Annotated in this window: 14 protein-coding genes; 1 reads left to right on the plus strand and 13 read right to left on the minus strand. The window is 57.2% G+C overall.

Translation table 11 applies throughout. The features are described from left to right. Nucleotides 1-9: 9 nt before the first annotated feature. The 4 genes from rpsD to aspS all read right to left on the minus strand — a co-directional run bounded on the left by rpsD (nt 10) and on the right by aspS (nt 4731). A complete protein-coding gene (gene rpsD, locus IDL90_RS01630) occupies nt 10-633 on the minus strand; it encodes a 30S ribosomal protein S4 (protein WP_182140789.1) in 624 nt (207 codons plus the stop codon). Nucleotides 634-785: 152 nt separating this feature from the next. Continuing rightward, complete coding sequence (locus tag IDL90_RS01635) at nt 786-2153, minus strand: replication-associated recombination protein A (protein ID WP_182140788.1); 1368 nt, start codon at nt 2151-2153, stop codon at nt 786-788. A 71-nt stretch (nt 2154-2224) separates the two neighbouring features. Further along, nucleotides 2225-2842, minus strand: a complete 618-nt coding sequence (locus tag IDL90_RS01640) for an L-threonylcarbamoyladenylate synthase (protein WP_182140787.1) — start codon at nt 2840-2842, stop codon at nt 2225-2227. Between the two features lie 86 nt (nt 2843-2928). Continuing rightward, on the minus strand, nt 2929-4731 hold the full coding sequence (gene aspS, locus IDL90_RS01645; RefSeq protein ID WP_182140786.1) for an aspartate--tRNA ligase: 1803 nt from the start codon (nt 4729-4731) through the stop codon (nt 2929-2931). Between the two features lie 236 nt (nt 4732-4967). Here aspS and IDL90_RS01650 point away from each other — a divergent pair, with 236 nt between their 5' ends. Continuing rightward, nucleotides 4968-6752, plus strand: a complete 1785-nt coding sequence (locus tag IDL90_RS01650) for a DEAD/DEAH box helicase (RefSeq protein ID WP_182140785.1) — start codon at nt 4968-4970, stop codon at nt 6750-6752. 59 nt (nt 6753-6811) lie between these two features. On the opposite strand, the gene hisS is transcribed toward IDL90_RS01650, so the two are convergent. The 9 genes from hisS to ruvB all read right to left on the minus strand — a co-directional run bounded on the left by hisS (nt 6812) and on the right by ruvB (nt 17836). Continuing rightward, on the minus strand, nt 6812-8122 hold the full coding sequence (gene hisS, locus IDL90_RS01655; protein ID WP_182140784.1) for a histidine--tRNA ligase: 1311 nt from the start codon (nt 8120-8122) through the stop codon (nt 6812-6814). A 21-nt stretch (nt 8123-8143) separates the two neighbouring features. Beyond that, on the minus strand, nt 8144-8809 hold the full coding sequence (locus IDL90_RS01660) for an MBL fold metallo-hydrolase (protein WP_182140783.1): 666 nt from the start codon (nt 8807-8809) through the stop codon (nt 8144-8146). Nucleotides 8810-8825: 16 nt separating this feature from the next. Next, entirely contained in the window at nt 8826-10133 is a 1308-nt protein-coding gene (locus IDL90_RS01665; protein WP_259349462.1) for a DUF349 domain-containing protein, read from the minus strand. Nucleotides 10134-10321: 188 nt separating this feature from the next. Continuing rightward, entirely contained in the window at nt 10322-12643 is a 2322-nt protein-coding gene (locus IDL90_RS01670; RefSeq protein WP_182140781.1) for a bifunctional (p)ppGpp synthetase/guanosine-3',5'-bis(diphosphate) 3'-pyrophosphohydrolase, read from the minus strand. Nucleotides 12644-12658: 15 nt separating this feature from the next. Further along, nucleotides 12659-13222, minus strand: coding sequence for an adenine phosphoribosyltransferase (locus IDL90_RS01675; protein ID WP_182140780.1), 564 nt, complete (start codon nt 13220-13222; stop codon nt 12659-12661). Continuing rightward, complete coding sequence (gene secF / locus IDL90_RS01680; protein ID WP_182140779.1) at nt 13219-14310, minus strand: protein translocase subunit SecF; 1092 nt, start codon at nt 14308-14310, stop codon at nt 13219-13221. Before secF ends, IDL90_RS01675 begins: the two co-directional genes overlap by 4 nt. Beyond that, nucleotides 14303-16216 carry a protein translocase subunit SecD gene (gene secD, locus IDL90_RS01685; RefSeq protein ID WP_182140778.1) on the minus strand — a complete coding sequence of 638 codons (1914 nt, stop codon included), beginning with the start codon at nt 16214-16216 and terminating at the stop codon, nt 14303-14305. Before secD ends, secF begins: the two co-directional genes overlap by 8 nt. A 38-nt stretch (nt 16217-16254) precedes the next feature. Next, nucleotides 16255-16674 carry a preprotein translocase subunit YajC gene (gene yajC, locus IDL90_RS01690; protein ID WP_187994108.1) on the minus strand — a complete coding sequence of 140 codons (420 nt, stop codon included), beginning with the start codon at nt 16672-16674 and terminating at the stop codon, nt 16255-16257. Nucleotides 16675-16792: 118 nt separating this feature from the next. Continuing rightward, a complete protein-coding gene (gene ruvB / locus IDL90_RS01695; protein ID WP_187994297.1) occupies nt 16793-17836 on the minus strand; it encodes a Holliday junction branch migration DNA helicase RuvB in 1044 nt (347 codons plus the stop codon). Between the last annotated feature and the right edge of the window lie 15 nt (nt 17837-17851).

Raw genomic sequence — 17851 nt, forward strand, 5'->3', positions numbered from 1 at the left:
GTATCTGGTTTAGCGCGAGTAGTACTCAACAACCATCTGGACGTCGCACTCAACAGGGACGTCGCTGCGCTTCGGGATCTCCGTCAGCGTTGCCTTGAGATTTGCGATATCTACGTCAAGGTAACCGGGGACCTTGGGCAGGACCTCCTGGTGAGCGCCAGCGGCTGCGACCTCGAACGGTACAGTGGTCTGGGACTTCGGCTTCACCTGAATGACCTGGCCCGGCTTGACTCGGAACGAAGGGCGATCAACGATCTTGCCATCCACCAGGATGTGGCGGTGGACAACCGCCTGGCGTGCCTGAGCGGTGGTGCGTGCAAACCCTGAGCGCAAGACAAGGGCGTCCAGTCGGGTCTCTAGCAATGACACGAGGTTCTCACCAGCCATGCCCTGCATGCGACGAGCCTCTTGGAACGTGTTCGCCATCTGTGCTTCACGGATACCGTACTGGGCGCGAAGACGCTGCTTTTCCTTGAGTCGAACCGCGTAATCGGACTCTTGACGGCGGCGTGTGCGGCCATGCTCTCCGGGTCCGTAAGGGCGCTTCTCAAAGTAGCGCACTGCCTTCGGGGTCAGCGGGATACCGAGGGCGCGTGATTGGCGCACCTGCTTGCGTGCACGATTATCTGCCATGCCTATTTCTCCTGTTTCAGTTTGTCATGGTCCCGCTGGCTGCGAGGCCATGGGGTCAACACTCATTTGGCTAAGACCCCAGGTTCGATCAAAAATGACCAGATGCAATGCTACTTGATGCCGAGGTCAGCTTCGATCGACAGCCATGACATTTAGATGAGCGGTTGGTCACCTTGTTGATTTGTGGCCTTCTTGTGAAGTCTTGCGATCGCCTCCATGCTTGCCGCAATTCTGGCTTCTTCACCCCTGCCGGTCGGCACATAGTAGTTGGCGTCACGGAGCGCATCAGGGAGATAGGTCTGCCCAGCCGCGATTGCGTGAGGTTGGTCGTGGGAGTAGACGTAGTCGAGCCCATGACCTAGCTTGCGAGATCCGGAACTATGGCCATCACGCAAATGCAATGGAACGGGACCTGCCTTACCGGACCTCACGTCCTCTGTGGCCTTGCTGATTGCGACCACTGCCGTGTTGGACTTCGGGGCAGTTGCGACCGCTAGAACCGCCTCCGCAAGAATTATCTGTGCTTCGGGCATTCCCACCATCGCAACGGCCTGAGCTGCGGCAACTGCTGTTTGGAGAACACTCGGATCGGCCAAGCCAACATCCTCAGCGGCGCTAATCATGATTCTCCTGGCAACGAAGCGCGGATCCTCACCTGCTTCCAGCATTCGGGCCAGATAGTGGACAGCTGCATTGGGGTCTGAACCTCGCATCGACTTAATGAAAGCGCTGGCTACGTCGTAATGCTGGTCCTCATCCCAGCGAACCAGTGCGCTCGCTGCAGCAGTCGATACATCCTCAACCGTGATTAACCTGTCACCCCGGTCGAGGGTGGCTGCTGCCGCTGCTTCTAAGAGTGTCAAAGCTTTGCGGGCATCACCACCAGCAATGCGAGTCAGAACCCCCAGTGAACCCTCTCCAAGTTCTACGGCTGCGTTCAACCCGGACGCGCTCTTTAGAGCGCGTTGCAGGGTCTCCCCTATCGCCTCGTCATCCAGCGGGTGAAGTACAAGGAGTAGAGACCTGGATAACAAAGGTGAAATTACTGAAAAACTGGGATTCTCGGTTGTCGCCGCAACAAGTGTGATCCACTGGTTCTCTACGGCAGGCAGAAGGGCATCCTGTTGTGATTTTGAGAAGCGGTGTACCTCATCGATAAACAGAACCGTTTCTTCACCACTGGCCATTAGTGCATGTTTTGCGGACGCAATCACCTCACGTACCTCTTTGACGCCAGCGTTCACAGCCGAAACCTCAGCAAACCGTCTTCCAGACTGGCGGGCAATCAGGTAGGCCAACGTCGTCTTTCCCGTTCCCGGGGGTCCCCACAGGATGACTGACGGTACAGAAGTTGACTGAGAATCCAAGAGCCGAGCCAGTGGTGAGCCGGGAGTCAGCAAATGCGACTGGCCCAGAAGTTCTTCCACTGTCGTGGGTCGCATCCGAACAGCCAGGGGCCCCGAGGCCGACGGCCGCGGCAGCCCATGACTGTCGATGCCTTGAGCATCAAATAGATCCATTAGAAAGAGGTCCTTTAAAAAGCGGTGCGTGCTTGTACGGCGGTGGACCACCCACCGCTTCGTCGAGGACGTTAGGCAAACAAGGATGTGTCGCCAGCACCCTCACGCACGACTTCCGGGTAGCCGGGAATGAAGTCAATAACCGTGGTCGCACCCGCAAGCCCAACCGGAGCATCAACAACGAGGTCAACTTCGTTCCCGATCCTTGCCGCCACATCTTCAGCATCGGTCAACGGCTCATCCTCTCCGGGCATGATCAGGGTGGAGCAAAGCAACGGCGCCCCCAGCTCTTCGACGATAGCCTGGGTGACCTTGTGGTCTGGTAGACGGACACCCACCGTCTTCTTCTTCTTGTTCAGGGTCATTCGCGGGACTTCCTTCGTGGCAGGAAGTATGAAGGTGTACGCCCCCGGCGTCAGCGCTTTGATTGTGCGGTAGGCCTTGTTATCCACTATTACCAGTTCGCCCAACTGTCCGAACGACTGGCACAGCAGGGAAAAATTGTGCTTGTCATCGAGGTTGCGGATGCGGCGGATCACATCCATACCATCCTTGTTGCCAAGCATGCAGGCAACGGCATAACCGGAATCAGTAGGGAGCGCTATTGTGCCACCGTCATTCAGAACAGCAACGATCTGGCGAACGAGTCGTGGTTGAGGGTTATCTGGGTGTAGTTCAACGATCTTCATGGTCACAGCTTAACTGTGACCTCCGACATCTGGGGAGTGTCTGTGAGAACTTGATAGAAAGTGCTGCCCACTCCCCAGTTGTCGAACTAGGCGTCTGTACCCGCGTCGTCGGCTTGCTCTTCTTCCTCAGGAACAAAATCAACCCCGGTCTCTGCGCGCTGAGCTGCGTCGATTGGCCCGGGTGCCTCCGTCAGTGGGTCGTATCCCCCACCCGACTTCGGGAACGCAATGACATCACGAATCGAGTCGGCACCGGACAGAAGGGCAGCAATCCGATCCCAACCGAGCGCGATTCCCCCGTGAGGAGGCGCGCCGAACTGGAAGGCATCAAGAAGGAAGCCAAATTTCTGCTGTGCTTCTTCCTGACCGATTCCCATCACCTCAAAAACCCGCTCCTGAATATCTCTGCGGTGAATACGGATCGACCCTCCGCCAATCTCATTACCGTTGCAGACAATGTCGTAGGCGTTTGCCAAGGCGGAGCCGGGATCAGAGTCAAACGTGTCCAGATACTCCGGCTTCGGGCCCGTGAAGGCATGGTGGACCGCAGTCCAAGCGCTGGCACCCAACGCAACATCGCCCTCGGCCTTTGCGGCTGCTGATGGCTTGAACATAGGAGCATCGACAACCCAGAGGAACGACCATTCATTCGGGTCCATCAGTCCCAGTCGCGAACCTATCTCTAAGCGGGCTGCACCCAAGAGGGACCTTGCTGAGTCCGCGACGCCTGCGGCAAAAAACACGCAGTCTCCCGGGTTCGCGCCGACTGCCTCAGCGAGTCCTGCACGTTCTTCCTCAGAGATATTCTTTGCAACCGGCCCGCCGAGCGTTCCGTCATCGGCGATGGTCACATATGCGAGACCCTTACCGCCACGGGACTTCGCCCATTCCTGCCATTTGTCGAAGGCTCGCCTCGGTTGAGAGCCACCACCGGGCATCACAACGGCGCCAACATATGGGGCCTGGAACAATCGGAACGGGCTCCCTGCAAAGAAATCCGTCAAATTAACAAGCTCAAGATCAAAACGCAGATCAGGCTTGTCAGTACCGTAACGTTCCATCGCTTCAAGGAACGGCATCCGCCGGATGGGCGTCGGAATGTCATAGCCAATTAGTGCCCAAATGTTACGGAGTACCTTTTCCGTTTCCTCCAGGACATCGTCCTGGTCAACGAAGCTCATCTCAACGTCAAGCTGCGTAAACTCTGGTTGCCTGTCGGCACGGAAGTCCTCATCGCGGTAGCAGCGCGCAATCTGGAAGTACTTTTCCATTCCTCCCACCATGAGCAGCTGTTTGAAAAGCTGCGGCGACTGGGGAAGGGCATACCAGGAGCCGGGCGCAAGACGAGCAGGAACCAAGAAGTCCCTTGCCCCTTCGGGAGTGGACCTAGTCAGCGTCGGCGTCTCAATCTCAACAAAGCCATCATCTAGCAGCGTCTCACGCGTTACGCGAGACATTGCCGACCGCAACCGGAGGGCATGCTGGGCCGCTGGCCGCCTCAAGTCGAGATAACGATACTTGAGTCGTACCTCCTCACCAGCCACTGCGCCATCCGCGTGGGTGGAAACCTGGAAAGGTAGAGGAGCCGCAGTGTTAAGTATCTCTACTTCATCAGTCAGCACCTCAATCTGCCCTGAAGCAAGATTTGGGTTCTCATTACCAACGGGCCGCGCAGAGACTTTGCCAGTGACCTTCAGAACATACTCTGGGCGCAGTTGGTGACCGATTTCTTCATCACGGACCACTACCTGAGCAATACCAGAAGCGTCCCGAAGGTCAATAAAGATAACGCCACCGTGATCACGGCGACGGTCAACCCATCCGGCTAACGTGACTGTCTCGCCTTCTAGATCAAGGCCAAGCTCGTTCATCGTGTGAGTGCGTAGCACGAAGTTCCTTTCCCACAGCTCGCGTCAAGCGCGAATCAACCTGCTCCATTCAACTGCTCCGATTGTACGCGTTCGGCGCGTCGTCCCTGACGTAGAGTCCTTCGGCAAAGACATACGGAGCGTGGAGGTAGTCACAGCGCGCGCCGGAGCGCCTCTTCCCGCGTAAAGTGAACCCGGCGTAACTTGGCGCAACTAGAGGGAACACGGCCCCGGCGGTGACTCCACAAAAGGAAGAAATGACTGAAGAAACCACCCCCACGACCTTCGCGGACCTGGGACTGCCGGGCTATCAGCTAATAGTTCTCGAGGACCTTGGATTCAATATCCCCACGCCTATCCAGGTGTCTGCTATCCCTCCACTGCTCGCAGGCCGCGACGTCGTCGGCATAGCGCAAACCGGTACGGGCAAGACTGCGGCCTTTGGGCTTCCGCTCCTCGGTCGGGTCAACGGCAATGTCAAAGGTGTTGCCGCCCTCGTCCTCGCCCCAACACGCGAACTTGCGCTTCAAACCACAGAAGCCTTAGAGACGCTTGCAGGACCTAAGTCAAAGGTCCATATGGTCACTGTCTACGGCGGGTCATCCTACGGTCCCCAGCTGCGCGCGTTGCGTGAGGGCGCACAGGTCGTCGTGGGGACGCCGGGGCGCATTATGGACCTGATCGAAAAGGGTGCGTTGGATCTGACCTCCGTCAACACCGTGGTACTTGACGAGGCTGATGAAATGCTTCGCATGGGCTTTGCCGAGGACGTTGAGACTATTCTGTCAACCGTCCCGAATGAGCGTCTCACTGCGCTCTTCTCCGCCACGATGCCCCGCGGCATTACCAAGGTTGCTGGTAAGCACCTGCGCGATCCGGAACGTATCGAAGTCACCTCGGCTGCCTCGACAGTGAAGACCATTCACCAGACCTACTCATTGGTCCCTGCGAATCTACGCACCGAAGCCCTGGCTCGCGTCCTCGAAATGCGCGGCAACTATGAGGGGCGCGAGGGCGGCGCAGCTATTGTCTTCGTTCGGACAAGGCGGGATGCTGAAGAAATCCCTGTGGCCCTCTTGAGCCGTGGGATCCGCGCGTCTGGTATTTCAGGAGACATTGCACAACGTGAGCGTGAACGCATGGTCCAGGGTCTGCGCAACGGAGACCTCGACGTGCTCGTAGCAACCGACGTGGCGGCTCGCGGGCTGGACGTGGAGCGCATCGGTTTGGTGGTCAACTATGAGGCCCCGATCGAACCTGAGATTTACGTTCACAGGATCGGTCGCACCGGTCGTGCGGGGCGCGCGGGACGGTCCCTGACCTTCTTCTCGCCAAGGGATAGGCGACGCCTCCACCAGATTGAGCGTGTCACTGGCGCGAAGCTGCAGCAGGTTCCGATTCCAACCAGCCAAGAGATCATCGATGCGCGCGCCCGCCGCGTCCTCGAAGGGCTGATCAACGCTGATTCGGGTGGGGCGGCACAGGATACTTCCGCAATCGAAGGAGCCCTCGCGGCAGCACACGCGAGCGGCCTACGCTACCGGGATATCGCGGCGCAACTGCTCTATAGTGCGGCTGTTCCTCCAACGATGCAGAATGTCTCCGACAGTGCGCGTGAACGCATGGATGCAAACTTCAACAAGATTGACGCGACTGATGCCCCTCGCGCTCGGAAGACACGCGGGGATCGGCGAAGCAACCGTTACCGCCTTGAAGTTGGTAAGCGGGACGGCGTCTCCCCTAAGGCGATTGTCGGCGCGATGACCGGCGAGGCCGGATTGCGCGGGGCGGACCTTGGCAAGATCAACATCTACCCGTCGTTCTCGGTTGTTGAGGTCACGGATGAACTCTCGGAACGCCAGATGGCAAAGCTCAACAAAGCCCAGGTATCCGGCCGACGGCTCCGTATTTCGGTAGACGAGGGCCCGCGCGGGGGCAGCCACGGTGATGGGCCGCGCTCAGAACGCACGTACGAGGGCGGACGCGCAGGGCGCCAGTTCGACCGCAAGGGTGGCAAGAAGTACGGAAAGCCGCGTCGCTAGAAGGACGTCCCCGAGGTGAACGCCGCGGGGACGTTCAAACAGGGGGACTACTCAACAACCTAAACGTCAGCAGGCAGCCATTGTGCAGGGTCAGCCGGCTCTTGATCGCCAGTGACGATGTTCTTCACCGAATGGGCCCCGTCCTCGTCTACAAACCAGACGTAGCTGATGCCGCGGCGCTCCGCAAAACGTATCTGCTGGCCAAATTTCCGAGCACTCGGTGAGACTTCGGTTGCGATGTTCCGCTGCCGCAAAGCGCGTGCGACGGCGACGGATTCACCCCTTGTCTCCTCATTGGTGACTGCCACCAAGACTCGTGCGGGACTCGGTGCCCCCGGTTCCAGGATGCCAGTTGTGAGAAGAAGTGCGACAAGTCGAGATACCCCGATGGAGAGTCCGACTCCCGGGAACGTTCTGCGTCCATCAGAAACGAGGGCGTCGTAGCGACCACCAGAACAAACCGAACCGAAGCTCTCATGTCCGGGGATCACTGTCTCGTAGACGGTGCCCGTGTAGTAATCCAATCCTCGTGCGATTCGCAGTGAGGCACGGACCTGTCCGGGTGCGTACTCCTGGAGGGCATCCAGAACGGTCGCCAACTCATCGAGTCCTTCTGCAAGTGGAGTTGGATCGAGGCCGAGGGCGCCGACTGCCTCACGCAGTTGCCTGCCGGTTTCGACTGAAATAGCTGCGGCGTTTAGAGCTACGTCAATCTGAGAATCCGACAGACCGAGGGCCCGCAGTTCCTCAGATACGCCCCGCGGTCCGATCTTGTCGTACTTGTCGAGACCGCGCAGAGTTCCCTCAAAGTCTTCAATACCCGCACTTGTTGCGATGCCTTGAAGGAGCTTACGGTTGTTGATCTCCATCAACACCGGGCCGATATCGAGCCCTGCGAATGCATCAAGCATGACCTCCCCGGCCTCGACCTCGTGATGCAGACCAAGGTTTCCAGACCCCACGATGTCAATATCGGCTTGTGTGAACTCGCGGAATCGCCCCTCTTGAGGACGCTCGCCACGCCAGACTTTCTGTATCTGGTAGCGCTTGAAAGGGAAGGTAAGGTCATTCGAGTTTGCCAGAACGTAGCGGGCTAGCGGCACGGTGAGATCAAAATGCAGTCCCAGAGTGTCAGATCGGAGAGGAATAGGCCCTCCAGAACGTGCAGATTGAAGTCTCTGTAGCACGTACACTTCCTTGGACGTCTCACCCTTCGCCTCGAGGGCAGTAAGTGGCTCGACTGACCGTGTCTGTATTCCTGCGAACCCGTGTAACTCAAAAGTGTTCCGTAGGCGGTCCTCAACCATGGATTCAACTGCACGTCCTGCTGGAAGTAGTTCAGGAAACCCAGAGATGGACTTCTTGCTCACGTTGCCTCTTTACGGGGTCGGCTATCTACGTCGCTGGGCACGTAGAACAAATGGATTGGTTTGCAGCTCAGTGCCCCAGCGTGTCTGGGGACCGTGTCCCGGCAGAAGCACCGTCGCCGGATCGAGGACGTCTGCAAGTGTACGGAGGCTCTCACGCATCACGTACTCGTCCCCTCCGGGAAGATCAGTGCGGCCGACTGAGCCCGCGAAAATAACGTCACCGGACAGTGCCATTGGAGCGTCTGTCGGGGTTGGGGCGAAGAGAAATACCGATGAGCCCGGTGAGTGTCCCGGGGCAGGAATGACACGAACTGTGATGCCCTCTACCGGATTAAACTGCTCGCTCCCTAGCGGAACAACCACCTCCGGATACTGCCACTCCCCTATCCCTAGCGCAGATGCGCGCATGCCAAGGGCTCCCATGGGGTTTTCTATCAGTGCTAAGTCAGGCTCAGGAATATAGACGGGCCTGCCAGCGGAGACCGTAGCGCACTGCCAGACATGATCAATATGCCCATGGGTCAATAGCACAGCGCCCACAGCAAGATCATGGCTTTCCAGTACCTCGCTGACACCTTCTGCTGTGCCTGGGCCCGGATCGACGACCAGTGCTTCCTTGGAGCCCTCAAGCCACATCACATAACAGTTTGCATCAAAGAGTGAAGCACCTACGACTTCGATTTTCACCAGTAACCCCGGGATTCTAGTCAATCGATGACTGAATCTGTTCCAACCAAAGAACCTTCACTTTGAGGGCAGCATCAGTTTCTTCAGCCAGCTTCTCGTTCCCCGCCTTCTCAGCGGCTTCCTTAGCTGCTGTTAGGTCTGCGATTGAGTCTTGAAGCTGGGCCAGCATTCCCTGTGCTCGGGCTCGTGTCTCAGGATCGGACCGCTGCCACTCCTTGTTCTCTGCCTCGCGGAGCTCGCGCTCTACAGCACGGAGCCGACCCTCGATACGGGAGACATCCCGAGACGGGACCTGGCCCACGTCTTCCCACTTGTCTTGGATGTCACGTAGTGCCTTCTTGGTTGCCTCAATGTCGGTTATGGGCAGCAGGGCCTCGGCCTCGGATGCGAGTGCTTCCTTGAGGGCGAGGTTTGCTCCGAACTCAACGTCAACCGCTGCTTCGTGGTTGCGCCTCTTGTCGAAGAACACCTGCTGAGCAGCACGGAAGCGAGCCCATAGGGCATCGTCTTCCTTGCGAGAGGCGCGACCAGCCTGCTTCCACTGATCCATAAGGCCACGGTACTTGAAGGCGGTGTCACGCCAGTCGGTGGAGTCCTGCAGCTCTTCGGCCTCCTTGATAAGGCGTTCTTTGGTTGTCTTTGTGGTTGCCTGTCGAGCATCCAAGGCTGAGAAATACTGCCTGCGGCCGCGGTCGAATGTTGTGCGCGCCAGCGAGAAGCGCTTCCAGAGGGCGTCCTCGTCCCCCTTATCAAGACGGGGTCCTTGCTGCTGGTAGAGCTTCCACTGGTCCAGGAGTTCGCGCAGGCGGGCTCCGGAGTTCTTCCACTGAGTTCTCTCCGATGGCTGAGCTGCAATCTCTTCGGCCTCCACGACGATGGCAGTTCGCTGTTCCAATGCGGCGACCTTGGCTGCTGCACGTTCAACTCGCAGAGCTTCCTTCCTAGCAGTGACCTCGCTGGCCAGGCCCGCTACTCGCTTACGGAGCCCGGGGAGGTCACCAATTGCGGCTGGCTCTTTCACCTGGTCCTCAAGAGACTTCAGAGTGGAGTCAAGGTCCCGTGCGGAAAGCTGCGGCATCCTTGCCTCAAAAAGGTTCACCGTGGCAACGAGGTCCTCATAGCGCCGGGTGTAGAGCGCGAATGGCTCCTCAGGCAGGCCATCGGGATATGCCCCCACGATTCGCGCATCATCTCCATCCTTAGCCCAGATGTTCCCATCGGCATCCGTATAGCCGAACTCAAGGGTTTTCACTTCCTGGGGCTTCTTCTCAGAGACCGGAGATTGGTCTTCTGCGGGAACCTGGGGCTTTGCTTGCTCAGTCAAAGTAATCCTCAAGAGTTAGGCCAATGCTATTGGCGTACGATTGCGCGTCGTGTGCACCACTGATATGCACACAGCAAACATACTACCCGCCAACGCACAAACGCGGAAAGCAGGGGGAGCAAGTGGGTGGCAACCTCCATTTTTTTGGGGGCGCGGCTTACACCTGCCACCGGGCAAGTCTCTAACCCCTACTTTTCTTTCTTCCTTTGTGCTGTCCCTAAGACCCTTGATGCCTCGAAGACGCCGTCAACCCTGCGCAAGGCTGAGAGCACCTGGTCCAGATAGCCCACCCCGGGAAGTCCAAAGGTGAACCGAGCGGTGGCAATCTGATCACTTGATGAGGCCATTGAACCTGAAACAATATCCACGCGGTGGTCAGAGAATACTCTGGACAACTCGTTCAGAAGGCCAGGCCTGTTGAGTGCTTTAGTCTCAACCTCAACCAGATATTGGCTGCCTGTTTGGTTCGCATCCCACTGAACCTCGATCATCCGCTCGGGGCTCGTTTCAATGAGATGCTGCGCATTGACGCAGCTCTCCTGGTGGATCGACACACCCTCCCCCCGCGTCACGAAGCCAACAATAGAGTCGCCAGGCACGGGTTTGCAGCAACGCGCCAGCTTAACCCAAACCTCATTGGAGCTAAGACCCGAGACGATCACAGCAGCATCTTGCGAGGAGGCGTGCGAAGAAGCAGGTGTTAGGCCAGGGGTAACCGCTTCGGAAAGCGTCTCCTCAGTTCCTGCATCGCCCCCCAGGACCTCCACCAACTGATTCACGACATGCTGGGCCGAGACATGGTTCTCCCCAACTGCCGCATAGAGGGCAGAAATATCCTTCAAACCCATGTTGGTCGCAATTGACAGAACCGCACTGTGAGTCATCAGGCGCTGGAGAGGCAGATTCTGCTTCTTCATTGCCTTAGCAATGTGGTCCCTGCCCAAGTCGATCATTTCTTCGCGGCGCTCACGCTGGAACCATGACTTGATTTTCGACTTTGCTCTGGATGAAGCCACGAACTTCAGCCAGTCTTGAGACGGCGCACCCTTGCCCTGTTGAGCAGTTATCACCTCTACCGAGTCTCCGGACTCTAGTTTGGTATCAAGGGCGACAAGACGTCCGTTAACTCTTGCACCCACTGTGCCGTGCCCTACCTCCGTGTGGACAGCGTACGCAAAATCCACAGGTGTTGAACCAGGGGGGAGCACAATCACCTGGCCCCTGGGCGTAAACACATAGACTTCGTCGCCGGCGATCTCATACCTTAGAGAGTCCAGGAACTCCTCGGGATCGCCTGTCTCCTTCTCCATTTCCACAAGGAGGCGAACCCAATCCATCTGCTCTTTGGGCGACATCCGGTCAGGTTCAGCCTGCGAGGTCGCGGCAGACTGCTTGTAACGCCAGTGAGCTGCAACCCCAAACTCGGCTCGCTCATGCATTTCACGAGTGCGGATCTGCAGCTCGACGGGTCGGCCCCCGGGCCCAACGACAGTCGTGTGCAGCGACTGGTACAAGTTGAACTTCGGCATCGCAATGTAGTCCTTGAAGCGGCCCGGAATGGGGTTCCAGCGTGCATGGGCAGCACCAAGGACTGCGTAGCAGTCCTTTACCGAGTCGACAAGGACACGAACGGCAACCAGGTCATAGATCTCGTCAAACTGTTTGCCGCGGACAATCATCTTTTGATAGATCGAGTAGTGATGTTTAGGCCGACCGCTCACCGTCCCCTTGATCCGAGCGTGGCGCAAATCTTCCTCGAGCTGGCCGATAACATCACTGAGGTATACCTCTCTCTCAGGTGCTCTCTCCCCCACCAAGCGATCGATCTCTTCGTAGATGTCCGGGTAGAGCGTCTGGAAAGAAAGCTCCTCAAGTTCCCACTTGATGGTGTTCATACCGAGTCGGTGCGCAAGTGGCGCATAGATCTCTAGTGTTTCGCGTGCTTTACCCTTTGCTGACTCAGACGCAACATACTTCCAGGTGCGCGCGTTGTGCAACCTGTCGCCAAGTTTGATCAGAAGGACTCGAATGTCGCGACTCATCGCGACAATCATCTTCCGAAGTGTCTCCGATTGCGCAGACGCACCGTAGCGAATGCGATCGAGTTTGGTCACGCCGTCCACCATCGCTGCAATCTCAGGCCCAAACTCCTCCGAGAGTGCCTCTAATGTATAGCCGGTATCCTCAACGGTATCGTGCAGCAGCGCAGCCACCAGTGTTGGAGGGGTCATACCGATCTCAGCAAGAATTGTCGCTACAGCCACCGGGTGTGTCACATACGACTCACCCGACTTACGCTTTTGCCCTTCATGCCACTTTGCAGCAGTGCGGTAAGCGCGCTCGATCTCTGCCGTATTAGCACGAGGGTGGTGCGCCTTCACGGCCCGAATCAATGGTTCGATCTCAGGAATACTGGATCGACCGCGCGAGGAGAACCACGCTAGTCCCGAGCGGACTAGCGAGCCCGATGGGGGCGTCTTAGGCCCCTCGACTACCTCGATCTCCTCCATTCGGCAATGATAGTCCTACTCTTGAGGATCTACCTCGCCGTCTTCATGAACCTTTATCAAGACTTCAACGTTTTCCCGTTCGATCTTCGCAAGTCCACCTAGGTCAACAAGTTCGAGCAAGAAGAACATGCCAACGACGTGTGCGCCCGAGTGCTCTAGGAGTGATACTGCAGCCGCCGCGGTGCCGCCGGTTGCGAGCACATCGTCGACGATGAGGACACGTGCACCTTGAGGAACAGTATCAGGCCGTACCTCCAAACGTGCTGTGCCGTACTCTAGTGCATAGTCAACCCCAACCACAGGGGGCGGAAGCTTGCCTGCCTTGCGCAAAGTGAGCATCCCGATTCCAAGCTCTGCGGCCAGTGGGGCGGCCAAAATAAAGCCCCGTGACTCCAGGCCGGCCACATAGTCAATGTGCCCTGCGTACTTCTGCGCGAGGTACTCAGTGAGCTCTGCAAAAATAGGCCCATTGGCAATCAGAGGGGTGATATCTCGGAAGAGGACGCCCTCTTCGGGGAAGTCGGGGATCAGACCAATCGCTGATTCAACCGTCTTTGCTACTTCACTCTTGGAACTCACTTCTTCCCCCTGCGCTTGCGCTTCGGTTGCGCACTCTGACCGAGGTGGTGACCCGGTTTGGTGTTGGATCGGGCAACGAGCACCTCATCTTGGTGCTTTTCACCCTCGACATGTGTCTTCTCTCGAACTTCGAGGATTGTGTCATCCACCTTCTTTGTCTTCACTCGGCGGCTCTGCATGAGAGCCAAAGTGGGAGCGGCGATGAAGATGGATGAGAACGTCCCAACAATGATTCCGACGAATAGTGCAAGAGAAATGTCTGTGAGTGTGCCTGCACCGAGAAGTAGAGATCCAATGAAGAGGATTGAACCGACAGGTAGTAGTGCGACCACAGACGTGTTGATGGAGCGCACGAGAGTTTGATTCACACCGAGGTTAACGAGTTGACCGTAGGTGTATTTCCTCTGGTCAATGTGATTCGCAGTCAGTTCACGGATTTTATCAAAAACAACCACGGTGTCGTATAGGGAGTAACCGAGGATCGTGAGGAATCCGATGACAGTTGCGGGCGACACTTCGACTTGGGTGAGGGCGAAGAAGCCAACCGTGATGACGAGGTCGTGTGCGAGCGCCACCATTGCGGCCAGTGACATCGTCCAAGAACGGAAGTACACCGTCATCACCACTGCCACGATCAGAACGAAGATCAAGATTGACTGAAGGGCCTTTTGGGTGACGTCTTGGGACCACGTTGCACCCACCGAGTTTGTCTGTACATCCTCCGGTGGCACGTCGTAAGCCGCAGCCAAGTCGTTGCGAAGTTCCGTTGTCTGCGCAGTATCGAGACTTTGGGCTTGGATACGGATGGAGTCCGTCCCCAATGCTGAGACGCGAACGTTCTCGGTAATCCCATCAGCAGCAAGGGTGTCATAGGCAACCTGTTGGCTAGCACCTGGCGCACCCGAGATGATGAACTGTGTTCCTCCGGAGAACTCAATCGAAGGGTTGAGACCCCTGAAGCCAACAAGGAGAAGCGATACGATCATCAACGTAATACCGACGGTCAGGAATGTCTTGGCTCGACCGACAATGTTGTAGGACCTCTTGCCAGAGTAAAGCTCATTACCCCACTGGGAAAAACTAACCACGGCTTTCCTCCTTAACATCTGATTCTTCCCCGCTAGAGTCCCCGGTGCTCGGAGAGAGGCGCCGTCGTTCTGCCAGCGATAGTCGCGGCTCACCTGGTGCTTGCCGGACGACTGGTGGTACGTCTACAGACGCATCCACTTCGTCAGCACTGGACTCAAGGGTAGTATCCGTGATCACTGTGGGTTCAACTGCCGAGGCCGCACCCGCACCCACAGGAACTGGTACCTGTACCTTGGATTTGCGAATGGGTTCCGCGTTCAAGCGGCCCCTGTAGATCGAGCTGTTTGAAGCACCAAGGTGGGCGGGATCAAGCCCCGAGAGCTTGTGTCCCTGGCCCCAGAACTTGGTTCGCACCATCAGCGACATCATCGGGTGCGTGAAGAAGAAGACGACTATTAGGTCGACGACCGTCGTGACGCCCAGTGTGAAGGCGAAGCCTTGCACACCGCCCACAGCGAGCACGTAGAGCACAACAGCGGCGACTAGGTTGACAGCGTCAGAAATAACTAGCGTTCGCTTGGCGCGCTGCCAACCTTCTTCAACGGCAACTGAGAGCGGTCTTCCATCTCGAACTTCATCTCTAATGCGTTCGAAGTAGACAATGAAGGAGTCAGCAGTGATGCCGACTGCAATAATCAAGCCCGCAACACCGGGAAGTGAGAGGCGATAGCCCATGGTCCACGACAATATCGTGATGATTAGATAAGTGAGGCCGCCTGCAACGACGAGTGACCCAGCAGAAAGCAGCGCCAGACCACGGTACTGCCATGCCATGTAGCCCACAACCAGGAGAAGTCCGACCAGACCTGCCCAGATACCCTTCTGAAGGTGATCAACACCAAGGGTTGCTGAAATCTGCTGTTCAGATTGGACTTCGAAGTTGAGCGGAAGTGAACCGAACTGGAGTTGGTTCGCCAGCTCTTGAGCCTCCGAGGCTGTGAAGTTGCCTGTAATGCTTGCGCGACCGTCGCTGATGGGCACATTCATTGAAGGTGCGACGATAACGGTACCGTCGAGGACGACCGCGAACCGGTTGCGCGTTGCGTCGGTGTCAGCAAACTCATACAGACGCTGCGACGCCTCCGCGAACTGCTTAGTCCCCGCCGAATCGAGCTCAAGGGACACGGCATACTGTCCGGTGGGCTGGCCAGTGGCAGTAGTGTCCATTCCGGCTGAAGCATTCTTCAGGTGGGTACCTTCGATATCAACTGGCCCCAAAATGTACTTGGCATCTCCGTCAACGCCACACGTAACCATGGACGCGGCTGGATCATCCGCGATACCACCTGTGCGGTTCGCGGCATCCGTACAGTCAAGCAACAGGAAGTCACGGTAGTTCGCCTCTGTGATCCATGCCGTGTCCGAGTTGTTCTCTGGTGTCGCAACGGGTTCTTCCGAGATAACGCCATCACCGTTGGTGTCGGCCAGGCTGTTCGCGAGCTCCTCCAAAGACATCGCGGCCAGTTCCGTTTCACTCTGGGGAACTTGCGACAAATCGAGGGGAAGGGGGCTACCTGTGGTCAGAACCGGACGGAAACGCATGGTTGCTGAGGTGCGAACTAGATTCAGAATCGACTCGTCAGTGTCCCCGGGAATCGCAACAACGATGTTGTTCGAGCCCAGTGTCGAGATTTCCGCTTCTGCTACTCCAGACGCATCGACTCGTTGACGAATGATTGCGATTGCTTCATTCATGTCATCTGCTGTCACAGAACGTGCATCGGCGCCTTCTTCAAGCTTGGGAGTCAGAATGATCTGCGTCCCGCCCTCAAGGTCGAGGGCGAGTTTCGGGGTAAAGCCGGCCCCCTGCGTGAAATGGCCAATAACCAGTGCTCCCACTGCGATCGCTGTAACGATAAGCATGGAGAGCAGGGTTCTGCCCGGCCGATTCTTTTTTGTTGCCAAGGTAGTGGAACCTTTATCTGCGCGGTTTAACTAAATTCTTACTTGTTTGACTCTTCAGTTGGCTCGGTTGCGACCTCACCATCCAAATCGACGACACCGTCAAGCTGCTCTGATTCGTCCGTGCCATCAACGTCGGACTCGATCTGCAGTACATCTACCTCAATATCGTCTTCTGACTCACCCAAGGTCTCGAAAGGGGGGTCGGTTACTGCACGGATAGCAGCACGCAACCAGTAGGTTTCTTCCCCACTGGGAGTCTCGAGGATGATGACGTCGCCATCAGTATCGACAAAACGTCCAAAAAAGCCGGAGTACGTCTGTACCCAGGCCCCCGGGACCATCAGTTCGGCCATGGTCTTCGCTGCTTCATCCTGGCGCTTCTTCTGCGACTTCTTGGCAAAGGAGTTCATTACGAACATGCCGCCAACAAGTACTGCCATGAACAACAGGATCTCCACGGGGGACCTTCTTTCAATCGATTGCAATGCTCACAAAGTCTAGGGGACAGATTGTGGTTTAAGTAACCTGGGCGCCCCCGCTATGCCGCAACTAACTCGTAAACCTCACAAAAATCAGCTATGCGCCGAAAAGGGCGTCTGGTTCGGGTGGGACTAGGCTGAGGTGAGCCCAAGTCTTCTGGGTCGCAACCCTGCCCCGTGAAGTGCGAACGATAAAGCCGTGCCGCACCAGATAGGGCTCTGCCACTGTCTCAAGCGTCTCAGCCTCTTCCCCGACAGTGTGCGCCAACGTTGACAGGCCCACAGGTCCGCCGCCATACAAGCGGCACATGGCTTCTAGTACCGCACGATCCAAACGGTCAAGGCCAAGCGCATCCACTTCGAAGAGTTCAAGCGCATTGGACGCACTCTTTTGAGAGACGGTCAGCTCGCCTGCTACCTGTGCATAGTCTGTAACGCGGCGTAGCAAGCGGTTCGCAATACGTGGTGTCCCCCGCGAACGACGAGCAATCTCATTTCCTGCCCCCGACTCCAGCTTTGCACCCAAAAGGGAAGCACTGCGGCCAACTACCGCCTGCAGATCGGCTACCGAGTAGAACTCAAGGTGGGCGGTGTACCCAAATCGATCGCGAAGTGGTGCCGGGAGCATGCCGGATCTTGTTGTCGCACCAACGACCGTAAACCTCGGCAGGGTGAGCGGAATGGAAGTGGCACCGGGCCCCTTGCCAACAATGATGTCAACCCTGAAATCTTCCATCGCCATGTAGAGCATTTCCTGGGCAGTCCGCGCCAAACGGTGGATCTCATCAATAAAGAGCAGGTCCCCGGGCTGAAGCGCCGACAGAATCGACGCGAGGTCGCCGGCGTGCTGAATAGCGGGACCTGAAGTGAGACGCAGTGACGCCCCCATTTCGGAGGCAATGATCATCGCGAGTGTGGTCTTTCCCAGTCCAGGTGGACCCACCAGTAGAACGTGATCCGCTGGCTCTCCACGCCCGCGCGCCGCATCGAGCACAACACTCAATTGGCGGCGAACAGCCGGTTGACCAATGAACTCATTCAGGGAACGAGGGCGTAGCGCGGCTTCTGCTGCCCTTTCTATCTCATCACTGTCTGGAGCGATGATCCGGCTTACTTCAGGTTCCTCAGCCGGGGTGTTCAAGTAGTCGAAGTCATC

The organism is Schaalia sp. JY-X159 (genome assembly GCF_014525425.1).
Classification (GTDB): domain Bacteria; phylum Actinomycetota; class Actinomycetes; order Actinomycetales; family Actinomycetaceae; genus Scrofimicrobium.

Excerpts from the sequence above, each read along its gene's own strand:
- rpsD (WP_182140789.1), bottom strand. The coding sequence starts at position 633 with ATGGCAGATAATCGTGCACGCAAGCAGGTGCGCCAATCACGCGCCCTC.
- IDL90_RS01635 (WP_182140788.1), bottom strand. The coding sequence starts at position 2,153 with ATGGATCTATTTGATGCTCAAGGCATCGACAGTCATGGGCTGCCGCGG.
- IDL90_RS01640 (WP_182140787.1), bottom strand. The coding sequence starts at position 2,842 with ATGAAGATCGTTGAACTACACCCAGATAACCCTCAACCACGACTCGTT.
- IDL90_RS01650 (WP_182140785.1), top strand. The coding sequence starts at position 4,968 with ATGACTGAAGAAACCACCCCCACGACCTTCGCGGACCTGGGACTGCCG.
- IDL90_RS01670 (WP_182140781.1), bottom strand. The coding sequence starts at position 12,643 with ATGGAGGAGATCGAGGTAGTCGAGGGGCCTAAGACGCCCCCATCGGGC.